21 protein-coding genes and 1 rRNA gene are annotated in these 22,211 nt (G+C 47.9%); 21 read left to right on the plus strand and 1 reads right to left on the minus strand.

Annotation, left to right across the window (positions count from 1 at the left end; genetic code table 11):
* The first annotated feature begins 4 nt into the window (after positions 1-4).
* The 20 genes from ybeY (at position 5) to C3B52_RS25175 (ending at position 21,134) form a co-directional block, all read left to right on the plus strand.
* Positions 5-508 (plus strand): rRNA maturation RNase YbeY, encoded by a 504-nt coding sequence (gene ybeY / locus C3B52_RS25085; RefSeq protein WP_201264939.1) that lies wholly within the window; start codon positions 5-7, stop codon positions 506-508.
* 9 nt (positions 509-517) lie between these two features.
* Entirely contained in the window at positions 518-895 is a 378-nt protein-coding gene (locus tag C3B52_RS25090) for a diacylglycerol kinase family protein (RefSeq protein WP_103109119.1), read from the plus strand.
* Between the two features lie 67 nt (positions 896-962).
* Positions 963-1,361 carry a cytidine deaminase gene (gene cdd / locus C3B52_RS25095; protein ID WP_103109120.1) on the plus strand — a complete coding sequence of 133 codons (399 nt, stop codon included), beginning with the start codon at positions 963-965 and terminating at the stop codon, positions 1,359-1,361.
* Positions 1,354-2,271 (plus strand): GTPase Era, encoded by a 918-nt coding sequence (era, locus tag C3B52_RS25100; RefSeq protein ID WP_103109121.1) that lies wholly within the window; start codon positions 1,354-1,356, stop codon positions 2,269-2,271. The genes cdd and era overlap by 8 nt, the downstream gene beginning before the upstream one ends.
* A gap of 100 nt (positions 2,272-2,371) precedes the next feature.
* Positions 2,372-2,527, plus strand: coding sequence for a YqzL family protein (locus C3B52_RS25105; RefSeq protein ID WP_103109122.1), 156 nt, complete (start codon positions 2,372-2,374; stop codon positions 2,525-2,527).
* Positions 2,518-3,294, plus strand: coding sequence for a DNA repair protein RecO (recO, locus tag C3B52_RS25110; protein ID WP_103109123.1), 777 nt, complete (start codon positions 2,518-2,520; stop codon positions 3,292-3,294). The genes C3B52_RS25105 and recO overlap by 10 nt, the downstream gene beginning before the upstream one ends.
* A 290-nt stretch (positions 3,295-3,584) precedes the next feature.
* A complete protein-coding gene (gene glyQ / locus C3B52_RS25115) occupies positions 3,585-4,517 on the plus strand; it encodes a glycine--tRNA ligase subunit alpha (protein WP_103109124.1) in 933 nt (310 codons plus the stop codon).
* Complete coding sequence (glyS, locus tag C3B52_RS25120) at positions 4,510-6,579, plus strand: glycine--tRNA ligase subunit beta (RefSeq protein ID WP_103109125.1); 2,070 nt, start codon at positions 4,510-4,512, stop codon at positions 6,577-6,579. The genes glyQ and glyS overlap by 8 nt, the downstream gene beginning before the upstream one ends.
* A gap of 118 nt (positions 6,580-6,697) precedes the next feature.
* On the plus strand, positions 6,698-7,342 hold the full coding sequence (locus C3B52_RS25125; protein WP_103109126.1) for a helix-turn-helix transcriptional regulator: 645 nt from the start codon (positions 6,698-6,700) through the stop codon (positions 7,340-7,342).
* Positions 7,343-7,353: 11 nt separating this feature from the next.
* A complete protein-coding gene (locus C3B52_RS25130; RefSeq protein ID WP_103109127.1) occupies positions 7,354-8,190 on the plus strand; it encodes a pyruvate, water dikinase regulatory protein in 837 nt (278 codons plus the stop codon).
* Between the two features lie 201 nt (positions 8,191-8,391).
* Positions 8,392-10,254 carry a DNA primase gene (dnaG, locus tag C3B52_RS25135; protein ID WP_103109128.1) on the plus strand — a complete coding sequence of 621 codons (1,863 nt, stop codon included), beginning with the start codon at positions 8,392-8,394 and terminating at the stop codon, positions 10,252-10,254.
* A gap of 34 nt (positions 10,255-10,288) precedes the next feature.
* Positions 10,289-11,419, plus strand: coding sequence for an RNA polymerase sigma factor RpoD (gene rpoD, locus C3B52_RS25140; protein ID WP_103109129.1), 1,131 nt, complete (start codon positions 10,289-10,291; stop codon positions 11,417-11,419).
* Positions 11,420-11,510: 91 nt separating this feature from the next.
* Positions 11,511-12,440: a hypothetical protein gene (locus C3B52_RS25145; protein ID WP_103109130.1), complete on the plus strand. Its 930-nt coding sequence runs from the start codon at positions 11,511-11,513 to the stop codon at positions 12,438-12,440.
* 83 nt (positions 12,441-12,523) lie between these two features.
* Entirely contained in the window at positions 12,524-12,688 is a 165-nt protein-coding gene (locus tag C3B52_RS36760) for a hypothetical protein (RefSeq protein ID WP_164684917.1), read from the plus strand.
* Between the two features lie 193 nt (positions 12,689-12,881).
* Positions 12,882-14,021 (plus strand): acyl-CoA dehydrogenase, encoded by a 1,140-nt coding sequence (locus C3B52_RS25150; RefSeq protein ID WP_103109131.1) that lies wholly within the window; start codon positions 12,882-12,884, stop codon positions 14,019-14,021.
* 137 nt (positions 14,022-14,158) lie between these two features.
* The gene (locus tag C3B52_RS25155; protein ID WP_103109132.1) at positions 14,159-14,893 is read left to right on the plus strand and encodes a tRNA (adenine(22)-N(1))-methyltransferase; all 735 of its coding nucleotides are present in this window, start codon (positions 14,159-14,161) and stop codon (positions 14,891-14,893) included.
* A complete protein-coding gene (locus C3B52_RS25160; RefSeq protein ID WP_103109133.1) occupies positions 14,869-15,984 on the plus strand; it encodes a Nif3-like dinuclear metal center hexameric protein in 1,116 nt (371 codons plus the stop codon). The genes C3B52_RS25155 and C3B52_RS25160 overlap by 25 nt, the downstream gene beginning before the upstream one ends.
* A gap of 47 nt (positions 15,985-16,031) precedes the next feature.
* The gene (locus C3B52_RS25165) at positions 16,032-18,032 is read left to right on the plus strand and encodes an S-layer homology domain-containing protein (protein WP_103109134.1); all 2,001 of its coding nucleotides are present in this window, start codon (positions 16,032-16,034) and stop codon (positions 18,030-18,032) included.
* Positions 18,029-19,525, plus strand: coding sequence for a S41 family peptidase (locus C3B52_RS25170; RefSeq protein WP_103109135.1), 1,497 nt, complete (start codon positions 18,029-18,031; stop codon positions 19,523-19,525). Before C3B52_RS25165 ends, C3B52_RS25170 begins: the two co-directional genes overlap by 4 nt.
* 124 nt (positions 19,526-19,649) lie before the next feature.
* Entirely contained in the window at positions 19,650-21,134 is a 1,485-nt protein-coding gene (locus C3B52_RS25175) for an alkaline phosphatase family protein (protein WP_103109136.1), read from the plus strand.
* Here C3B52_RS25175 and C3B52_RS25180 read toward each other — a convergent pair.
* Complete coding sequence (locus C3B52_RS25180) at positions 21,088-21,771, minus strand: endonuclease/exonuclease/phosphatase family protein (RefSeq protein WP_201264940.1); 684 nt, start codon at positions 21,769-21,771, stop codon at positions 21,088-21,090. The genes C3B52_RS25175 and C3B52_RS25180 overlap by 47 nt on opposite strands.
* A gap of 316 nt (positions 21,772-22,087) precedes the next feature.
* On the opposite strand from C3B52_RS25180, the gene C3B52_RS25185 reads away from it, so the two are divergent.
* A 16S ribosomal RNA gene (locus C3B52_RS25185) occupies positions 22,088-22,211 on the plus strand; the annotation flags it as partial.

The raw sequence follows: 22,211 nt of genomic DNA on the forward strand, positions 1-22,211 counted from the left end.
TGCAATGGAAAAAGGAGATCGTTCATCTGTGCTAGCTGTTGAAATTCTTCATGAAGAAATCGAACCGATCGATGAGGGCTTGCAAAGCTTGCTAGTACGTTGTCTAGAAGCGGCAGCGGTCCTGGAAGAGGTGAGCGGCGAAGTCGTGGTTACACTCGTTACAAACGAGCGTATTCACGAGCTGAATCGAGATTATCGTGGCGTAGATCGTCCGACTGACGTCTTGTCCTTTGCTATGAATGAGCCAGGAGAGGGAGAAATGGAGATTTTCTTCGACGAGAGCGAAGCGGAAGAGGTCCCGAACATGCTGGGGGATATTATTATTTCCTTGCCAAAGGCACATGAGCAAGCAGAGGACTACGGTCATTCGTTTGAACGCGAGCTTGGTTTTCTCGTCGTACACGGTTTTCTTCACCTTCTGGGTTACGACCATGGTACTCCGGAAGAAGAGAAAGAAATGTTTTCCCGTCAAGAAGCGGTTTTGGAGCAAATTGGCTTGACGAGGTAGGAGATTACATTGAAAGAATGGCGTCGTCTTGTGCGTAGCTTCTCTTACGCGCTGCGAGGAATCGTCTATACCGTGAAGACACAGCGAAACATGCAAATCCACGTAGCCGCTGCCACACTTGTGCTGGCGGCGGCTTGGTGGCTGCAGATTCCCCGCAGCGATGTTTTGCTGGTCTTTTTTTCTATCGGGCTGGTTTTTTCGTTGGAGCTGATGAATACAGCAGTGGAGGCTGCGGTTGATCTCGCATCCCCGGAGTGGCACGCCAAGGCCAAAATTGCCAAAGATGCCAGTGCCGGTGCTGTGTTAGTCGCTGCCATTTTGTCCGTTGGGATCGGGATCATGGTCTTCGGGCCACCCCTGCTGGATAAAATGACGGGCTGGTGGTAGCACCCACCGATGAACCTTTTGCAAACGCTCGCTATGATAGAGAATAACGATATGAGGAATGATGAGAATGGATAAACAAACATTGATGGCTAAGGCCATTGAAGCGCGAAAGCTGGCTTATGTGCCTTATTCCAACTTTCAGGTGGGGGCTGCCCTCTTGACCGACAGTGGTAAAGTATATTTGGGCGGCAATATCGAAAATGCTGCATATTCATTGTGTAATTGTGCAGAGCGTACCGCATTGTTCAAAGCATTTTCTGAAGGGGACAAGACCTACGCAGCGATCGCAGTTGCAGCAGATACGCCACAAGCCGTATCTCCATGCGGAGCGTGCAGACAAGTAATGGCTGAGCTATGTCCACCCGACATGCCGGTCATCTTAACGAACCTAAAGGGAGATGTATGGGAAACGACAGTATCAGCCCTGCTCCCAGGGGCTTTCACCAAGGAGGATTTACGTGGATAATCGCAAGACCAAGAAAGCATTTAAATCGGGCTTTGTTTCTATTGTAGGCAGACCGAATGTTGGAAAATCAACGCTGTTAAACCATATCGTCGGACATAAGATCGCCATCATGTCCAACAAGCCACAAACGACTCGCAACAAAATCACGGCTGTTCACACGTCCGAGGAAGGACAAATCATTTTCATTGATACGCCAGGTATTCACAAGCCTCAATCCAAATTGGGTAACTACATGGTTTCTGTGGCAGAAAATACGTTGAACGAAGTGGATCTGGTACTGTTTGTCGTAGATGCAACAGAGAAGCGTGGCGCTGGTGACGAGTACATCATCGAGCGATTGAAGCAAGTAAAAACGCCGGTATTTTTAGTTATCAACAAGATTGACAAGGTGCATCCAGAGGCGCTGCTGCCGATTATTGACGATTACCGCAAATTGTATGATTTCAAGCAGATCGTGCCAATTTCCGCTTTGGAGGGCAACAACACGGGCTCCCTTACCGAAGCCATCATGGGTGAGATGGAAGAAGGGCCGATGTATTATCCGGCAGATCAGGTAACCGATCATCCGGAGCGTTTTGTCGTGGCAGAATTAGTCAGGGAAAAAGTGCTGCACTTGACTCGTGAAGAAGTTCCTCACTCAATCGCTGTTGTTGTGGAAGAGATGAAACGTGGAGAAAACGGGAAGACTCTCTACATTTACGCAGCGATCTATGTAGAAAGGGATTCGCAGCGCGGTATTTTGATCGGAGAAAAAGGCCAGATGCTTAAAGAGATCGGGCGCCGCGCACGCAAAGACATTGAGCGTCTCATGGGCGACCAGGTCTTCCTAGAGCTGTGGATCAAAGTGAAAAAAGACTGGCGCAATCAAGAGCGAATGCTTCGCAACTTTGGTTTCTACAACGAAGAATAAGGTTTTTATAACCGTTAAAATTTCCAAGGGATAGAATAACGGGCACAGGTGATTCTAAGAAGGAAGTGGATAGACCCGATGTAGGAAAGGATGATGCTCCATGCTTCGTGACTTTTCTTGGAGAGTTTTCGCTTCAACCGGTGACATCCATGCGTACCTTCTCTACCGGGATCACCCCCAAGCGGATGGGATCACTGAAGAGACCTCGCTTGAGTTTGCCCAGGAGGAATTGGGTGACACGCAGGCATGCTTGTAAAGTGGGAAGGAATTGTCATCCGCAGTGTGGACTACGGTGAGTCCAGCAAAGTGGTGACATTGTTTACCCGGGAGAACGGCAAACTAGGCTTGATGGCCCGTGGTGCTAAAAAGACAAAGAGCCGTCTTGCTGCCGTCTCCCAGTTGTTTTCACATGGCTACTACTTATGCAAGGCGGGACCCGGTACGGGGATGCCTGATCTCTCTCAGGGAGATATCGTGAACTCGTTCCGGGAATTGCGGCAAAGCTTGAATACGACAGCTTATGCCGCATACATAGCAGAACTACTGGATCGCTTGACGCATGAGCGTGAGCCCAATCCTTTTTTATTTCAGCTGTTGCTGCAAACCTTTCGTCATCTGGACGAAGGGCGGGACCCGGAGATTCTTTGCCGAATTTTCGAGACCAAGATGCTGATGGTAGCCGGGATTTCTCCGCAGCTATCTGCATGTGTAAACTGTGGTGCGCAGCGCGAGCCCTATGCGATCAGTGTGACGCAGGGCGGATTGCTGTGCCCCGTTTGTTTGCCTTCTGATCCGTATGCACGCGCGGTTACCCCTTCGACCTGGAAGCTGCTCAGGCTATTCCAGGTATTTGATTTGGAGCGTCTCGGTGATATCGAGGTGAAGCCAGCCACGCGCAATCAGCTCAAGCATGTGATACGAAGCTTCATGGATGAGCATCTGGACATCCGGCTGAAAAGTCGCTCATTTTTGGAGCAGCTGGAGAGAATGGAAAGAATGGCGCAGCCCGACCAAAGTGATTAATTGACATCCGAATTTCTTTTCGATATGATAAATACCAACTTGATATGAAAAGTATGCTATGAAGGAAAAGAGTAGTCAGTCGATGGCTGTAAGAAGCGAATCAGGGACAGTGAAAGCCTGGTCACCAAGCTGATGAAGGGCGTTCTGGAGCAATTGGAATGGTTTGAAGGTGGGCGAACATCTGATTCGCCAAGTAGGGTGGAACCGCGAGAATCCTCTCGTCCCTACACTGTCGCTACGAGGCAGTGTAGAGGGCGGGAGTTTTTTTATTTTGTGAGGAGGAAAAAAGCATGAAAATGACATTTCAAGACATCATTTTGACGCTGCAAAACTTTTGGGCAAAGCAAAATTGCCTGATTGTCCAGCCGTACGACGTAGAAAAAGGAGCGGGTACATTAAACCCGATGACATTCCTGCGCTCCATCGGACCTGAGCCGTGGAATGTGGCGTACGTAGAGCCTTCCCGTCGCCCGGCAGATGGTCGTTACGGGGAGAACCCAAACCGTTTGTATCAGCATCACCAGTTCCAGGTCATCATGAAGCCATCGCCTGACAATATCCAGGAGCTGTACCTCGAAAGCTTGCGCCAGCTGGGTATCGAGCCATTGGAGCACGATATTCGCTTCGTTGAGGACAACTGGGAGCATCCGGGACTCGGTGCATGGGGTCTTGGCTGGGAAGTGTGGCTGGACGGTATGGAAATTACGCAGTTCACTTACTTCCAGCAAGTCGGCGGACTGGAGTGCAAGCCAGTAGCAGTAGAGCTGACATACGGCTTGGAGCGTTTGGCTTCGTACATTCAGGAAAAAGAAAATGTGTTCGATCTGGAATGGGTTAATGGTTTTACTTACGGGGACGTGTTCCTGCAACCAGAATACGAGCACTCCAAATACACGTTTGAACTGTCTGATGTAGACATGCTGTTTTCGCTCTACAACACATATGAGGCGGAAGCGAAGCGCCTGATGAAGGAGCGCCTCGTGTACCCGGCCTATGACTATGTACTGAAATGCTCCCATACCTTTAATCTGCTCGATGCGCGTGGTGCAATCAGCGTGACTGAGCGTACCGGATACATTGCCCGTGTTCGCAACCTATCCCGTGAAGTGGCGCAAACCTATTATGCAGAGCGTGAGCGTCTTGGTTTCCCGCTTTTGCAAAAGGAAAATGTACAAGCGGATGGTCAAGTGGTAAGTGCGAAGGGAGAGGATACGAATGAGTAAGCGAGATTTACTTATTGAGGTTGGATTGGAAGAAATGCCTGCGCGCTTTGTAGCGCAGACTGCTGCTCAATTCAAAGAAAAAGTGGAAAAATGGCTAGCTGCTGAACGCATCCCATTTGATCAGATTACTGCATTGGAAACACCTCGCCGTTTCGCTGTTCTCATCAATGGCTTGGCTGAAAAGCAGCCTGACCGAAACGAGGAAGCCAAAGGCCCTGCTCGAAAAATTGCTCAGGATGAAGCAGGAAACTGGTCCAAAGCTGCACTGGGCTTCGCCCGCAGCAACAATGTAGAGGCAGATCAGCTCTACTATAAAGAAGTAAATGGAATTGAATACGTTCATGCGCGCAAATCTGAAGCGGGCAAGGCGACAACCGATTTACTTCCACAGCTGGGCGATGTCATCACCAGCATGAACTTTCCTAAAAACATGCGTTGGGGAGCAAGAGACTTAAAGTACGTGCGCCCGATTCGTTGGCTGGTAGCGCTGTTTGGTGAAGAGCTGGTTTCACTCGAGGTGGCAGGAGTGAAAAGCGGTCGCGTCTCCCGTGGACACCGTTTCTTGGGTACCGAAGTGGAAATTAGCAAGCCAGCCGAATACGTGAGCAAGCTTGCTGAGCAGCATGTATTGGTAAATCCGGAGGAGCGCCGTGCGATCATCGTGGAACAGATCAAACGGATGGAGCAAGAAAAGGGCTGGAACATTCCGATGGACGAAGGTCTGCTTGATGAAGTCGTCCATCTCGTCGAGTATCCAACTGCACTCTACGGTACATTCGAAGAGGAGTTCCTTACCATTCCCCGTGAAGTGTTGGTAACCTCCATGCGTGAGCATCAGCGCTACTTCCCAGTGGAAAATGCAAATGGCCAACTGCTGAATCATTTTGTTACCGTGCGAAATGGTGACAGCAGAGCATTGGAAAACGTAGCAAAAGGGAACGAGAAAGTACTGCGTGCTCGCCTTTCAGACGCTCGCTTCTTCTACGTCGAGGATCAGAAGCTGACGATTGACAGCTGCCTCAAGCGTTTGGAAACGATTGTTTTCCACGAGGAATTGGGAACGATTGGAGATAAAGTGCGTCGCGTCCGCAAAACGGCAGAACAAATTGGCGCAAAGCTGGGAGTAAGCCAGGAGGAAGCGAAGCAGGTAGACCGGATCGCGGAAATCTCCAAATTTGACCTGGTCACGAATATGGTTGGTGAGTTCCCTGAGCTGCAAGGAATTATGGGTGAGGATTACGCTCGTAAAGCTGGCGAGAGTGATCTGGTCGCGAGTGGCGTATTTGAGCATTACTTGCCGCGCTTCGCCGGAGACAAGATGCCAGTGTCAGCACAAGGTGCGATCGTCAGTATGGCTGACAAGCTGGACACGATTGTCGGCTGCTTCTCGATCGGTATCGTGCCGACAGGTTCACAGGACCCATATGGACTGCGCCGTATGGCAGCAGCGATTGTATCCATTCTGGTGGAGCGGGATTGGCAGCTCTCCTTGGATCAGCTGTGGGACGCAGCGTTAGAAACGTACGCAGCACAAGGCGTCACGAAGCGCCCTGTAGAAGAAGTGAAAAAGGATCTTGTTGATTTCTTCGCTCTGCGTCTGAAAAACGTTTTGCAAGAAAACCATGTTCGCTATGACGTCATCGATGCAGTACTGTCTGCTGATCTGACGCAGGTTCCAGATCTCTTGGCAAAAGCGAAAGCATTGATGGCAGCGGTCGAGGACGAGGAATTCAAGCTGATCGTCGAACAATTCAATCGCGTGAACAACCTCGCACAAAAAGCTGAAGCGGATCAAGTCGATGAAGCGCTGTTTGCAGAAGAAGTAGAGCGCGCCCTGTATCAGTCGTACTTGTCCGTTTCACAGGAAGTGAGTGTCTTAGCCGATCAGGAGAAGGTGCTGGGGACCCTGTCTACCTTGCGTGAGCCGATCAAGGCGTTCTTCGATCAAGTAATGGTCATGGCCGAGGATCAAGCTGTCCGTGCCAACAGATTGGGACTTTTGCTTCGTCTATCCCGTCTCATTTTTGGATACGCTGACTTTGCAAAGATTGTTTTTGCGTAACCAAATAGGTGGTGCCTCCGTCAAAAAAAGGTCGGAGGCACCTTTTTTCCACGCGAAAGAAGGAATATCCAGTCGAATAGAGTAATACTAGGAAGAGGTAAAGATAGAACCGGGGTGATTGGTCATCGAGCTTACCAAACGACAAGAGCAGATCTTACAGATAGTGAAGGATGACGGACCGATAACCGGGGAGCATATCGCAGAAAGGCTGCATTTGACTCGCGCCACACTGCGCCCCGATCTCTCCATCCTCACCATGTCAGGATATTTAGAAGCCAGACCTCGGGTCGGGTATTTTTATGCCGGGAGACCAGCGAGCTCGGTTATTAGTGAACGGCTTCACAAGCTTATCGTCAACGACTACAAGGCGGTACCGATTGTAGTCGCCGAATCCGCTTCTGCCTACGACGCGATCGTTACACTCTTCTTGGAGGATGTCGGCACGTTGTTCGTCGTTAATCAAAAAGGCTACTTGGCTGGCGTGATATCACGAAAGGACCTTTTGCGTGCCTCATTAGGCAACAAAACGCTTGAGGACGTGCCGGTTGGTATCATCATGTCTCGGATGCCGAATATCATTACTTGCTCTCCCGAGGAAACCTTGTATGCGGCAGCAAAAAAGCTGATTGATTTTCAGATTGACTCTTTGCCTGTAGTTCGGCCAAGCGAAGAAGATCCCAAGTTTATGGAGCTGACTGGGAGAGTCACCAAGACGACGATAGCCAAAGCGTTTGTAGAATTGGGCAGCGAACCGAAAGTGTAGGAGGAGAAGCGATGCAAGTAAATCAACAAGGACAGCTCATCTACGTAGTCTCAGACTCCATCGGCGAAACGGCCGAGCTTGTCGTTCGCGCAGGAGCTAGTCAATTCGATCGATTCATGATCGACGTTCAAAAATATCCCTACATAGAAGACAAGGATTCCATTGACGAAATTATTGCCTCTGCTAAGGAATCGAAGGCAATGATCGTTTTTACTCTGGTCATTCCAGAGCTGAATGCTTATATCACCAAGCAGGCGGCGCTCCATGGGATCCCCGCGATTGATGTGATGGGGCCGCTCATGCAAACGCTTCAAGGCATGCTGAAGGAGCCTCCGACAGGAAAACCTGGCCTCGTTCGCCGTCTGGATGAAGAGTATTTCCGCAAAGTAGATGCGATCGAGTTTGCAGTTAAATACGACGACGGACGTGATCCGCGTGGTCTTTTGCGGGCAGATGTCGTTTTAATCGGGGTCTCTCGTACATCAAAGACACCGCTGTCTATGTATTTGGCAAACAAGCGTCTGAAGGTAGCAAACGTCCCTCTCGTTCCAGAGGTCGAGCCACCCGAAGAATTGTTCCAGCTGCCAGTGGAGCGATGTATCGGCCTTACGATTAATCCTGAGCAATTAAACGGAATCCGCACCGAACGGTTAAAAGCGCTTGGTTTGACTGCTCAAGCCAACTACGCCAATCTCGATCGGATTGCGGAGGAGCTGGCGTATTCAAAAAAAATAATCGACCGTCTTGGGTGCACGGTAATCGATGTCTCCAACAAGGCTGTAGAAGAAACAGCGAATATCATTCTGGAGATGATTCGCAAAAACAATCTTCGCAGCGAAAGGAAATAGGTCAAAAGAAGGGATTTGCCGTTTTTTGTAGAAAACGTGTAGCAAGGATCAACGATCATGAGCTTCCACCCGCGTTTATTGCTCGCGGAAATGTGGAAAAGTAGAAAAGAAGAAAAGAAGTTTGATCTAAAGAAGGAAATTGACGAATTTTGACGAACTAAATAATCTCACGTGCGATTCTCCTTAAAAAGGTGGATAGACATGACTGGTCCCACTTCAGATGAATTTGTAAATCAAGTGCGTGCCGCTGTCGACATCATAGACGTTGTAGGAGAGTACGTTCAACTGAGAAAAAGCGGTCGTGCCTTTGTTGGGCTTTGTCCGTTTCACTCTGAAAAGAGCCCTTCCTTCAACGTAAATGCAGAGCGACAGTTTTTTCATTGCTTTGGCTGTGGGGCAGGTGGGGATATCTTTTCCTTTTTAATGAAGCTGGAGCAGCTGTCTTTTCCCGAAGCACTTCATAAATTGGCGGATCGTGCCGGGATTGCAGTGCCCCAGACACAGCAAGAAGAAGATACTCCGGAAAAGCGCGCGAAGCAAGCCATGCATGAAGCACATCAGCTTGTTTCCAAGCTATACCACTACGTACTGACAAAAACCCCCTACGGTGTAGAAGCAATGAAGTATCTCACCAAGCGCGGGATGTCAGAGCAGACCCTCGTGGAGTATCAAATTGGGTTCGCCCCAGATTCTTGGGATTTCGTTACGCAGTTTTTGAAAAAACGGCGGTTTTCCCAGGAATTGATGGTGGAGGCAGGACTCTTGGCCAAAAGCGATGCGGGAAAAGTATTTGACCGTTTTCGCGGCCGTGTCATGTTTCCTATTCAGGATTCGCAAGGGAATGTCATCGGATTTGGCGGACGATTATTAGGTGGATCACAGCCCAAATCACAACCGAAGTATCTCAACAGCCCGGAAAGCCTCCTGTTTAACAAGAGCGCAACCCTTTTCAATCTGCATCGTGCCCGCCCATACATAAGAAAAAGAAAGCAGGCATTGCTGTTTGAAGGGTATGTCGATGTAATTTCGGCATGGCAGGCAGGCTTCACACAAGGGATTGCAACTTTGGGAACGGCTTTGACTGAGCAGCAGGCTCGAATGATAAGACGAAACGTCGATTCAATTGTTCTTTGCTACGACGGAGACGCTGCCGGTCAAGAAGCAACGAGTAAGGCTATACATGTTTTGCAGCAAGCGGGGTTGATTGTACGGGTCGCACCATTGCCACAAGGCTCTGACCCGGATGATTATATTCGCCAGCATGGGGCTGAAGCGTTTTCGCAGCAAGTATTGTTACAAGCGATGCCGGTTACAGCATTTCGTTTGAAACAATTGCGAAGCCAGTACGTAATAAAAGATGAGACAGATAAAACACGCTTGATCGCAAAAGCGGTAGAAATCATCAACGAACTGGACAGCCCGGTGGAACGGGATTTGTATCAAAGGCAGTTGGCAGAAGAATACTCCCTGACTCTCGGCGATCTCAAATGGGAGTCAAAGCGTGTATACAATCAGCAAAAAAGTGAACGCCAAAGGGATAAAGTAGCGCCAGCATGGAATAATAGTATAAATAATGGCAAAGTTACGCTCGCAAAATCACTTCCGCCCGCTTACCATACGGCTGAGCGCATGCTGCTTTACTACATGATGCGTGATGAAGAAATTGCTCTGCGCGTCCAAAAGGAATGCAGCGCCCACTTTCAAGTGGACGAACATGATGCGCTGGCTGCCTACCTGTACGCCTACTACGCAGAGGGAAACCCGGAAGACCCTGGAAAGTTTATACATTTTGTGCAAGACGATTCGTTAAAGCAATTAGCCTCGGGATTGGCCATGATGGAGTGCAAGGAAGACGTATCTGAGTTAGAGATCGGTGACTACATCAAACAAGTGAATAACTACCCGAAGCGTGCCGAGTTGGAACGATTGCGCGAAGAGCAGCGGAGCTTACACCTCCAAGCGGCCGCAGCGGACAGCGAGGATGCGCGCAAACAACTGGAAATTCAAGCAGCCGTCACAGGGATGAAGATTCTTGAATTGGAAAATGCTTTAAAAGAAGGGTAGCTTCAGATCATTCCCGGGGAAGGAGGGATAGTAGATGAACAAGCAAAATATCACTTCTGACATGGAAGCAATGTCCATCGAACAAGTGAAGGAACAGTTGGTCGAATTAGGCAAGAAACGCGGCGTATTGTCGTATAAAGAAATTACTGATCGCCTCGCAGGATTTGAACAGGATTCAGATCAAATGGATGAGTTTTTTGAATACCTGGGTGATCAAGGCATTGAGATAAACAACAATGAAAACGATGACGACGACGATGAGGTCGATCAAATGGTCATCAAGGACGACGACAACGAGGAATTCGACTTTGATGATCTCTCCGTTCCGCCTGGAATTAAGATCAATGACCCTGTAAGAATGTATTTAAAGGAAATCGGACGTGTTCCTCTGCTCTCCGCTGAAGAGGAGATTAAACTTGCCCAGCGTATTGAACAGGGCGACGAAGAAGCAAAACGACGTCTTGCAGAAGCAAACCTCCGATTGGTGGTATCGATTGCCAAACGTTATGTCGGACGCGGCATGCTGTTCCTTGACTTGATCCAAGAAGGAAATATGGGTCTGATTAAAGCGGTAGAAAAATTTGACTACCGCAAAGGCTACAAGTTCAGTACGTATGCGACATGGTGGATTCGTCAGGCCATTACTCGTGCGATTGCTGACCAGGCACGTACGATCCGGATTCCGGTGCATATGGTAGAAACCATCAACAAACTGATACGCGTATCACGTCAGCTGCTCCAAGAGCTCGGTCGTGAGCCGATGCCGGAAGAAATTGCTGAAAAAATGGATTTGACTCCGGAAAAAGTACGCGAAATTATGAAAATCGCTCAAGAGCCAGTATCGTTGGAGACACCAATCGGGGAAGAAGATGATTCCCACTTGGGGGACTTTATCGAGGACCAGGATGCACTGGAACCATCAGATGCAGCGGCTTATGAGCTGTTAAAAGAACAATTGGAAGACGTTCTGGATACGTTGACAGATCGTGAAGAAAACGTACTGCGTTTACGTTTTGGTCTTGATGACGGGCGCACGCGCACGTTGGAAGAAGTGGGGAAAGTATTTGGCGTGACCCGTGAACGGATTCGTCAAATCGAGGCAAAAGCCCTTCGTAAGCTTCGTCATCCAAGCAGAAGCAAGCGCTTAAAAGATTTCTTGGAATAACCGATATAAGTAGTATGTGGCCTACGTTAGCCGACGTAGGCTTTTCTTTTTGAAATCCGACGATCATAGTCGATAGTAAGGAGGGGCCGCGTTGGACGACCAGCGCAAACGAACCATCATAACCGAAATTGAAAACTGGCGACGAAATCACTTGCTGCCTGAACATTACTGCATTTTCCTGTTAAATCTGTATACAGAAGGTGATCGTCCGCAAACTCCAGCATCCGCAGGCAGGGGAGAAAGAAGAGGAGCAAGAACAGATGCTGCAGTAGGAACAGGTACTGGCTCAGGTAAAGGCGGAGAATCGTCAGCCGCTTACGCCTACGAAACGAGACCTATTTCTCCTGTCACAGGGAAAATGGTGTTAGCATGGCTCCTTGGTGCATTTGTGATTGCCGGATTGATCTTGCTTGCTTTTCATTTTAACCGTTTTCAAACCCCAATGCAAATTACCATCTTTGCCTGCTTTGCTCTTGTTTTCTATATTCTGGGATTTGCTTTTCGCAGGTCGGCACCTCCTTTGACTCATTTGTTTCTGGGTCTTTCATTTCTGATATTGATTGCAGGCGGTATTTATTGCATAAAGCAGCTTAATGGTTCGCTGCCCTTGATTCTCGTTTATCTAGGGGTCATTTGTATTTTGCTCAGTATGAGTGCCTTTTTGTTTGGATTCACGTACTTGCTGTATGGCGGCATGTTTGGATTAGCTATTTTGTATGGAGTAGCGACGGTTCACCGCGTAGGCGAGGATTATTCCTGGTGGAAGTCTGAGCTGTATTGGGTTCCGTTGGCCTGCCTTTTGACGGGGATGGGGTTCTTGATGAACAGTGCAAATCCAAAATGGGCAGGTGTTTTTGCCGTTTGTGGCTTGGCAGCATTTTTTGGTGCAGAGATTCAGTCTCTCTATATCCCAGAAGCCAAACGCGACATCATCCAGCTATTACTGTTTATCAAAGTCTTCATCGCATCTGCTTTCTTTTTCTTCACACGAGGCTATTGGTACACATGGCTGCGCCTGTAAAAGGGACGGTACGTGGATTCGTTCGTTTTCCTTGCCCATGTGGTTTGGTACAATGATAATAGAGAGAAATGTGGGGGGATTGGATGAATAGTAATAGTAAGGTTTTGATCGGAATTTTGCTCGCGGTCGTTTTTCTTGGCGGAGAAACGGCTATGCAGCTTATGGGTGTTAACACGTATTATATTGGATACATATTGGGGGCCGTGTCCTTTTTGGGGGCGGTTTTGCTGGGAGCACGCCGACGTTAGGCGTGTTTTTTCTATGCATGAACAACAAAGACTCGCGGTTACATACCACGATAAGTAAAGTTTTTCGAAAAGAAAACAGACACAATAGTAAAACGTGGTGTATAATGGTAAGAGAATTCTGAACAAACGCTCAGTCATAATTGCGCGAATCTTGGTAAATCTAAACTATAGCGTTTTCAAGGGGGCTTTAATTATGAACTTCGATTTGACTTCCGAACAACAAATGCTTAAGAAAATGATGCGGGAATTTGCCGATGAAGTAGTAGCTCCAGGTGCAGATGAACGTGATCGTACTAAACAATTTCCTGTCGAAATATTCAAGCAGATGGCTGAATTGAATTTGATGGGACTTCCTTTTTCCGAGGAGTACGGTGGAGCTGGCGCGGATTCGACCAGCTTTGCGATCGTGGTAGAAGAACTGAGTCGTGCATGCGGTTCTACAGGGATCACCTACTCCGCGCATATTTCCTTGGGAGGTGCGCCTTTATCTCTGTTCGGCACCGAAGAGCAGAAGCATAAATACTTGAGCAAAATTTGTTCGGGCGAAAGCTTCGGTGCGTTCGGGTTAACGGAACCAAACGCAGGCTCGGATGCAGGCGGAACCAGAACAAACGCGATCTTAAAAGGTCAAGAATGGGTAATCAATGGCTCCAAATGCTTTATTACGAATGCTTCGCATGCATCGTTTTTGGCATTGACAGCGGTTACAGATAAAGAAAAAGGCTCTCGCGGTATTACTGCATTTATCGTACCTACAGATGCCCCTGGCTTTACCGTTGTGGATAATTATGAAAAGCTGGGTCTGCACAGCTCTAACACAACCGAGCTCATTTTGGAAAATGTACAGGTTCCCGAAGAAAATATGCTCGGGAAAGAAGGGGAAGGCTTCAAGCAATTCCTGATTACGCTCGATGGTGGACGAATCGGTATTGGTGCGATGGCAGTAGGGATTGCTCAGGCTGCTCACGATAAAGCACTGCAGTATGCCAAACAACGTACAGCTTTCGGCAATTCATTGAGCCATTTCCAGGCGATTCAACACAAGCTGGCCGATATGGCGATGCAAATTGAGCTAGCGCGAAACATGGTATACAAAGCAGCGTGGTTAAAAGACAATGGAAGAAAGTTCACTAAGGAAGCTGCGATGGCAAAGCTGTATGCTTCTGAGGTGGCAATGTCCGCTACACATCAAGCGATCCAAATTCATGGAGGCTACGGCTACATGCGCGAATATCAAGTGGAGCGCTTTTTCCGGGATGCACGCCTCTTGGAAATCGGAGAAGGTACATCAGAAATTTTGCGTAATGTAATAGCTCGTGAGATAGGTTGCTAATCAAAGATTGTAAGCGTCCCCGCAGGTGAAAACGGCGGGGATTTTTGTCGTTCTTTGCTGCTGGGCTGTCATGTATTTAGCATTTCGCAATTGCTGGATTATAGGGTAAAATAGAGGGACGGAAGGTGAAGATACAGATGACATCAGTAACAATCTCGAAGCGGCTGCAGACAATTGCCCGCTATTGCCCAGAAGGAGCACGTGTCGCCGACATTGGGTCGGACCACGCATTACTCGCTTCTTATTTACTTGTAAAAGGGATTGCCTCCCACGTTATTGCTGGGGAGCTGAACGAGGGTCCCTATCAAGCGGCTCTCAAACAAATACATACGCTACAGGAAAGACAGCATGCTTCTGTTCGAAAGGGAGACGGTCTCGCCGTACTTCAACCGGGAGAAGTTGATGTGATTTGCATCGCTGGTATGGGGGGAGGGCTCATCTCTTCTATATTGGAGGCGGGTGCAGACAAGCTTACAGGCGTAAAACGCCTCATTTTGCAACCAAACGTAGGTGAAGAGCTCGTTCGTCGCTGGTTCATGGAGAATGGCTGGCAGCTACTTGCAGAGACGATTTTGGAGGAAGACGGGATCATTTATGAAATCCTCGTGGCTGAGCGTGGTGAAGTAACTCTTCCTTATGAACAGAAAGACCGCTCTCTGGAGGAGCTTTTGCGGATTGGTCCGTTTCTCTGGCAGGAAAAATCCCCGGTTCTACAGCAAAAATGGCTGAATGAACGGGAAAAGTGGGACAAGGTGCTTCTCCAGCTACAGAAGTCTGACAAGCCAGAAGCTGCTGAGAGAATTAGGCAGATTCAGGAGGAAGTAAAATGGATTGATGAGGTGATTGCATGCTTGCACACGGACAAACAGTAATTCAATATGTAGAGCGTCTTGCCCCTAAATCCTTGGCGATGGAAGGGGACAAGATCGGTCTTCATGTAGGGACCCTGCAAAAAAAGATAAAAAAAGTCATGGTGGCGCTCGATGTGCTTGAATCTGTAGTCGATGAAGCGATTGCAGAAGGCGTGGATTTGATTGTTGCCCATCATGCTGTTATCTTTCGTCCGCTCAAGCATATTCGCACTGATATGGCAGCAGGACGCGTGTATGAAAAGCTGATCAAGCATGACATCGCTGTTTATACGTCACATACCAATCTGGACATCGCCGTAGGCGGGATGAATGATTGGCTGGCAGAAGCGATCGGTTTGACGCAGGTGGATGTATTGGATGTTTTACAGCGAGAAGCTTGGAAAAAGCTTGTCGTCTTTGTTCCAGCTACAAATCGAGAAGCGGTTTTTTCAGCGATGAGTGATTCAGGAGCGGGACATGTGGGTAATTATAGTCACTGCTCGTTTCAAATAGAGGGAACAGGAACCTTTGTGCCAGGGGATGGAACCAATCCATACATAGGTGCACAGGGGAAACTGGAAAAAGTAGAAGAGGTTCGCATAGAAATGGTCGTACCTGCTTCCAGGCAGTCTGCGGTAATCAAGGCGATGCTGGCAGCTCACCCGTATGAAGAAGTGGCCTATGACATCATTCCACTGGAGCAGTCAGGAGCTGCGTATGGGCTTGGACGAATCGGTATCTTGCCAGAGCCGATGACTCTTCGCCAAATGGCTGAGATGGTAAAGGAGCGCTTTTCGTTAAAAGGCGTGCGTGTCGTAGGTGACCTGGATAGGGCTGTGAAAAAGGTAGCTGTGGTTGGTGGCGATGGCAGCTCCTACGCATCCAAAGCGATTTTTAAAGGAGCAGACGTATTTTTAACAGGTGATATTGGCTACCATGTTGCTCACGACGCTCAGGCTGAGGGCTTATCCATCATTGATGCGGGTCACAACATAGAAAAGATCATGAAAGAAAAGCTGGCATCCTATTTACAGCAGCAATTAAAAGAAAATGCTTATGAAACGGAAGTTATCGCATCGCGGCTGCACACTGATCCGTTCCAATTTGTGTAAAAGGCAGAAGAGTCCAGCTGCCAGTTGAAGTGTAGGAGGATTTCAATGTGCAAAAACTAATTCGAACGCTTACCTGTGGTCTACTCGTTGCCACCTTGGTGACCCCCGGCTTTGCCTCAGCAGCTGGGGGCTTTATGCCTTATGGAGATATTAGCAAGCACCATGCGAGAGATTCGATTATCCGTAGTGTGCAGGCTGGTCTGTTTGCTGCCGGTCCAAACGTCCCATTGTTCTACCCGAAACGTGACATGACGAGAGCGGAGTTCTTGGCTTTGATTGATCGTCTTTATTACGGTGGTCAGTATCAGCTTTACCCGCTTACTTTTTTATCTGAGCATGCTGAATGGACGAGCGGTGAAGGCTTTGATAAACCGTATCTTCCTTATAAAGACGTCGATCGCCTGACCTGGATGTACAATCCGACTCTACGGATTTCTTATGTTTTGGATAGATTGTATGGACCAAATGCTATCCAGCAGGTGTTTCCAGGGGAGCAAATGAACCCGAACCAGCCTATCACACAAGAAGAAGCTGCGAAAATCTTACAAATGTTCGTGATGTCTAGTGACGGAAAGCATGCGTGGGAGGATATACGCGAATGGGGCTGGCTGGAAGGGGAAAAAACCGACCGCTTGAAACGTGGCGAAGCTGCCGTGGCCGCTGATCGCTTGATGACCTATCTGGTTCAGGATACGATCATGCCTTTGCTCGATTATGATGGTCAAAAGTTTCCGATGGTTCCAGAGATTCTGGACGTATTCCCTCTTTTCTCAACCTATACAAATCCGAAATCGGTAGATGAGGAGAAGTACGTCAATGCGGTAGAGGCGATACGAAACCATGAGGACACGGATGCTACCTTTGAAGATCTGCGAGAACTCGCGAGCAATTCGTTTGGGAATAAGATTGGTACTCATTTTTATTTGAGCTGGGACCCTAGCACAACATTAGATTTGAATTTGGAAGAAGCGTATAAAGCAATTGATGCTTACTTCGAGAACAAGATCATTTTGCCTGACACACTTCAGCTCCTGGGCGCTAATGTGTATGATATTGCCCTGCAACTCGGAGGCAAGGATCAGCGTCAGTATCAAAAAGTGCTTGAACATTTGCGCGGATACGAAAAAAAGGTAAAGCAGGATTCAAAAGAATGGGAATCACTCGGAATTTATATTGCTGCACTGGAAGTAAAGGCGGGACAAATCGATGCTGCGCTTGATCAGTACCGTTTGTTCAACTCTGCTCACCCCGAGGCTTTGATCAATACTACGTACTATTTGATTCAGCAGGGAAGGCTGCAAGATGCTGAGCAACTGGTGGCAAGCCAAAAGCCAAAAGCGACTGATAGCAGAATGACCCAGCTTATCCGCTTGCTAAAGCAGGATATTGCCTCATTGAAGCAGCAATCCGAAATTGCAACAGATTTAGCATTTACCTTGAGACGTTTGGATAATTCCGATTCTTATCAGGTAAAGGGTGAGGCCGTGCTGAGTGGCTTTACTTTCAAATATACGCAGGATATCGATCAGCGAAATAACACCAGCAGAGTTTCTGGCTTTTATCAGTCGCCACAGAAGCTCGTTTCTGACAAGCTGGAGACTTATACGGATGGAAAAGAACAAATCCAATATTCGTATGATTCCGATCGTGATAAGTGGGACAAGTATAAAACGAATTCCCTGGATTTTCTACACGAGTGGATTGACAAGCAAAGTGCAAAGGATCGTTTGAATAACCTGCAGGCGCGCTATTACAAGCAAACCTTCGGGAACTACGACATTATTACGGAGTGGATTCCAGGCCCGGTGCTGGAGGAAAAAGCGAAGCAAGTCTCGACGGGACGTGGAAAAATCAAGAGCGTTCCGCTGTACATGAACAAATATTATATTGATCGCGATACCGATCAGCTTCTCCAGCATGTGTGGCGTTACGAGGAAATTTACGACAGCGACGAATACGTGGCTTACTCAGGTACAGACAAGTTTGACTACCAGCATGCTGTAAAAGTTTCCATTCCAGAAGAGGTTCGGAAAGGAGTGACTCCATGAAGCGCATAACTCATTGGTTACTCGCCGCATTTTTATTGTTAACTGCTGTACCTGTACAGGCGGCAAGCAATCCATATGCAGAAACGGAAGAAGTTTTTTGGCATATCATGGAGAGTCATTTGAGCAAGCCGTCAGCGAATCAGCTGGTCAAGGGTGCTCTTGAAGCTGTCAGCAAGCAGGCTGAAGAAGAAAAGAAGCTAAAGCTGACTGTATCGCCAGAGGATGATACGTTGCCGGAAATGGAACAGCGACTCCTCGAGTGGCAGAAAAAAGGTGGCTGGGATGCAACAACTGTTGGGATATGGGCGATTGATGGCATGCTGTCGACGCTAGATGATCCGCATAGCATCTTTTTTACCGCTGATGAGCTTCGCTTGTTTCAATCTGATGTCGAGAATCAATTCGTTGGGTTTGGATTTCGCCTCCGTCTCCAAAACGACGCATTGATCATTCGCGAAATCGTACCGAATTCTCCAGCGGCTGCATCTGTTTTGAAGCGTGGCGACCAGTTACTGAAAGTAGATCAGCAATCACTCGTCGGAAAAAGCTTTGAGGAAGCTTACGCTTATTTAAAGGGCAACGAAGGAAGCGAAGCCGCGATTACTGTGTATCGTCCATCCGAGTCGCGCGAATTTGTGGTGAAGCTCAAGCGGGCAATGATGACCCTACCTGAGGCAGAAGGCCAGCTCTTTGCAAAAGGGGGAGTCGGGTATATTAAGCTCGAAACCTTTGGTTCAGAAGGGGCGCTCCAATTTAGAGACAAGCTGGAGGAGTTTAAGCGCTCTGGAAAGCTGATGAATGGTTTGATCGTAGACCTGCGAGATAACGGTGGGGGCTATCTGTCCACAGCTCGTGACATTGCCAGTCTGTTCATGGAGGATGGACTCTTGATGTATACCACCAATCGTAACGGCGTCGAGGTAGAGACGTGGGTGCGAAACGGACGAGATATTGGGGTTCCGGTCCTCATCCTGGTCAATGGCGGCACGGCATCTGCTTCCGAGCTGTTGTCAGGTGCCCTGCGTGATCATGGTATCGCGAAGCTGGTTGGTACCAAGACGTACGGAAAAGGCAGTGCGCAGCAAGTGATTCCTCTGTCAGAAGGGGATGCCCTCAAGCTAACCCTGAATGAATATTTTACGCCGAAGCACACTGTAGTAAATCATATTGGCCTTACGCCAGACATGATCGTGGAGGATTATGCGGCACAGGTTGTCGAAGCGCTGCATGCTCTTCAGGTACCTACATGGGAGTTGAGTGACGAAGACGGGGACACCGTAATTAATGGCATTCCATTCCCGACAGTCGATCCGTTGTTTAAGCAGACTGAGGGTGGCTTGCAAATACGTGCGCAAGTGTTGGCTCACCTTTTAGGTGACACGACGATAACGGAGAAGGATTATATTGCGCTGGCACCTTATTTGGAGAAGCATAGAACGCTAAAGCTCACGAGCACAAATGGCGTTCGTACACTGAGCTATAGCAAGTCATAATAGGTGATAGCCCCTTTTGCAACTTGTTTGCAGGAGGGGCTTTTCTATTTGGATGCATATCTGTCCTGCAACTATCGAACACTAACAGGTGCTATGACCATGACGGACGAAGGATGGCAGACGGATGAAAAAGGTAATTCTTTTCCTGATCGACTCCATGATGCCAGACGTGCTGGAGCGATGTATTGCTGCGAAGAAAGCCCCCGGCTTGCAGTTTTTGATGGAACGAAGTCAATACATCCCGGATTGTGTGACTGTTTTTCCGACGATGACCGCGTCGATTGACTGTTCATTGATTACCGGTGTATATCCTGACGTGCACAAAATTCCAGGTCTTGTTTGGTATGACACGGAGACACAGCAAATGATCAACTATATTAATGGAGCAATTCCAGTCCAGAAAATGGGGATTACGAGCTGTGCGAGCAATGTGCTCTTTGATTTGAATGAACGACATTTGAGCAAAAATGTAAAAACGATCCACGAGGTTCTGGAAGAAAATAACCTGGTATCTGGTTCTATTAACGTAATCGCTCATCGCGGACATAAAAAGCATAAGGTACATATGCCCCCTATGCTTGATGCACTTACCTCTTTTCAATTACGGGAAAAAGTCAGTGGTCCCACGCTGATGAGCATGGGGACTTTGGTTCGCCCACAGCTATTTCGCTCTGTCACGTGGGATATGTCACAAACCGTACTGAAAGGTTATGGGATCAATGATGCTTACGCTATAGATCTGTTGATAGAGGTGATTCGTAGTGGCAAGCAGCCTCATTTTACGCTGGTGTACTTGCCGGAAAATGACCATAAGCTACATAAATCACCGCATGATGCCGTTTCACATCTGGCGGATGTAGACAGGGAATTGGTCCGTTTTTTAGACAGCTTCTCATCTTGGGAACAAATGCTGGAGAGAAATGTGTGCATCCTGATCAGTGACCATGGGCAAACCGTCATTGGTGAAGGGGAAGAGCATAACATTTCCTTGAATCATTTGCTTTCCGGTTTTTCGATTCACGCACTCGGCAAAGCGGTTACGCAAGATGTGGATGTGGTCATTTGCAATAATGAGCGAATGTCGTACTTGTACGCAAAAGATGCAAATACGCTGCACAAGATTGTAGAAGCAGTGACTGTGGATGAACGAATTGACTTGATTGCGTGGAGAGAAAACGAAAAAGTGATCGTGCGCCGGGGTGGATCGACGGAGTCGCTGCACTTTTGGCGCGATGGAATATACCCAGATGCATATGGTGCGACATGGGGAATAGAGGGAGACGTATCTGTGCTAGATGTGCATTTCGATGGGGAGCAGCTTCATTTTGACACTTATCCAGATGCGTTTTCCCGCCTGTATGGAGCTTTGTTTTCGCAAAGTGGCGATGTAGTTGTGATTACTGCAGCAAAAGGCTACGAAATTTTATCGGAGAGTGCTCCCACTCATTTAGGCGGAGGCAGTCATGGATCTTTGCACAAACAGGATTCCCTTATCCCGTTGCTAATTGCAGGAGCAGCACACCAGTTTAATCTGCCGGCAAGGCTTATTGATGTCAAAGATTTTATTCTCCGTGAGCTGGGGATTGCAGCAGTTCCAGATCAGCGATAACGGGTACGTGATCAGACCAAGGGGCATTGGATAGAGAGTAGCTGCGGACATGCCAATGGGAAGAGGCAAAAATATAATCGAGCCGACGGCGAAAGGCGGGAAGGGTAGGCCTTCGCTCTTTGCCTTTGATTGTGGCACAATCTATTAGGAGAGGCGCAAATGATACAAAGGGCGCATTGAAGTCTCCCAGTAGCAAGATGGGAATGGAGGATTGCTCCTTAGCCAGTGCAGTTAAAAGATTCAACTGCATCGTTCGACTTGCCTGATTGAGACTGCAGTGCGTAACCCAAACGGAAATCTCTTTTTCCTGCCAAATAAGAGTGCTTTGAAGCAAGGTTCGTTTCTCTTTTTTCGCTGGTAGGTGCAGGCTTATTGTTTTTGTACACGGGAGTTTGGTTAACAATGCATTCCCGTATTGTCCGTCATTTATCGGGATTGAGGGGGAAAAGGCTAGTTCATAGCCTAATTGATCTGCTAAAAAACTTGCTTGGTACCCGTATTTGCTGTTTTGATGGACTTCTTGCAATCCGATTACATCTGGCGCCAGATCTTTTAATGTATCTGCCATCTGCTGCAATCTCTTTCTCCACCATAAATCTCGTCCACTATGGATGTTGTAGGTTACAATTCTTATCATCGCTTTGTATTTTCCTTTTTATCTGGCATCATTGCTTCTATAGTTAGTATGGTCCGTTTTTCCAGTTGCTCAATCACGTTTGGTTGTGCTATATTTTTGAGTCCCGGTGCCTGCACTGTGGTACATGAAAAAAAGATTTATGCGTAACTTATTTATAATTTCCTGTTGTAATTACTTTTAGCCTATGCTATATTAAAAAACGTCGCCTCTGCTAAAAGCGACTGCAAATTGAATAGAAATGTTCCTTGAAAACCGGATAGAAACAATCTGTGAAAATAAGCTTGTGTTTAACTTGAAGTCAGATTCATTTTCCACTTTATTGGAGAGTTTGATCCTGGCTCAGGACGAACGCTGGCGGCGTGCCTAATACATGCAAGTCGAGCGAGTCTCTTCGGAGGCTAGCGGCGGACGGGTGAGTAACACGTAGGCAACCTGCCTCT

It is taken from the genome of Brevibacillus reuszeri (genome assembly GCF_002897295.1).
GTDB classification, from domain to species: domain Bacteria; phylum Bacillota; class Bacilli; order Brevibacillales; family Brevibacillaceae; genus Brevibacillus; species Brevibacillus reuszeri_A.

Excerpts from the sequence above, each read along its gene's own strand:
- glyS (WP_103109125.1), top strand. The coding sequence starts at position 4,510 with ATGAGTAAGCGAGATTTACTTATTGAGGTTGGATTGGAAGAAATGCCT.
- C3B52_RS25155 (WP_103109132.1), top strand. The coding sequence starts at position 14,159 with ATGACATCAGTAACAATCTCGAAGCGGCTGCAGACAATTGCCCGCTAT.
- C3B52_RS36760 (WP_164684917.1), top strand. The coding sequence starts at position 12,524 with ATGAATAGTAATAGTAAGGTTTTGATCGGAATTTTGCTCGCGGTCGTT.
- rpoD (WP_103109129.1), top strand. The coding sequence starts at position 10,289 with ATGAACAAGCAAAATATCACTTCTGACATGGAAGCAATGTCCATCGAA.
- C3B52_RS25175 (WP_103109136.1), top strand. The coding sequence starts at position 19,650 with ATGAAAAAGGTAATTCTTTTCCTGATCGACTCCATGATGCCAGACGTG.
- ybeY (WP_201264939.1), top strand. The coding sequence starts at position 5 with ATGGAAAAAGGAGATCGTTCATCTGTGCTAGCTGTTGAAATTCTTCAT.
- dnaG (WP_103109128.1), top strand. The coding sequence starts at position 8,392 with ATGACTGGTCCCACTTCAGATGAATTTGTAAATCAAGTGCGTGCCGCT.
- cdd (WP_103109120.1), top strand. The coding sequence starts at position 963 with ATGGATAAACAAACATTGATGGCTAAGGCCATTGAAGCGCGAAAGCTG.
- recO (WP_103109123.1), top strand. The coding sequence starts at position 2,518 with ATGCTTGTAAAGTGGGAAGGAATTGTCATCCGCAGTGTGGACTACGGT.
- C3B52_RS25105 (WP_103109122.1), top strand. The coding sequence starts at position 2,372 with ATGCTTCGTGACTTTTCTTGGAGAGTTTTCGCTTCAACCGGTGACATC.
- C3B52_RS25180 (WP_201264940.1), bottom strand. The coding sequence starts at position 21,771 with ATGATAAGAATTGTAACCTACAACATCCATAGTGGACGAGATTTATGG.
- C3B52_RS25160 (WP_103109133.1), top strand. The coding sequence starts at position 14,869 with ATGCTTGCACACGGACAAACAGTAATTCAATATGTAGAGCGTCTTGCC.
- C3B52_RS25150 (WP_103109131.1), top strand. The coding sequence starts at position 12,882 with ATGAACTTCGATTTGACTTCCGAACAACAAATGCTTAAGAAAATGATG.
- C3B52_RS25170 (WP_103109135.1), top strand. The coding sequence starts at position 18,029 with ATGAAGCGCATAACTCATTGGTTACTCGCCGCATTTTTATTGTTAACT.
- C3B52_RS25130 (WP_103109127.1), top strand. The coding sequence starts at position 7,354 with ATGCAAGTAAATCAACAAGGACAGCTCATCTACGTAGTCTCAGACTCC.
- glyQ (WP_103109124.1), top strand. The coding sequence starts at position 3,585 with ATGAAAATGACATTTCAAGACATCATTTTGACGCTGCAAAACTTTTGG.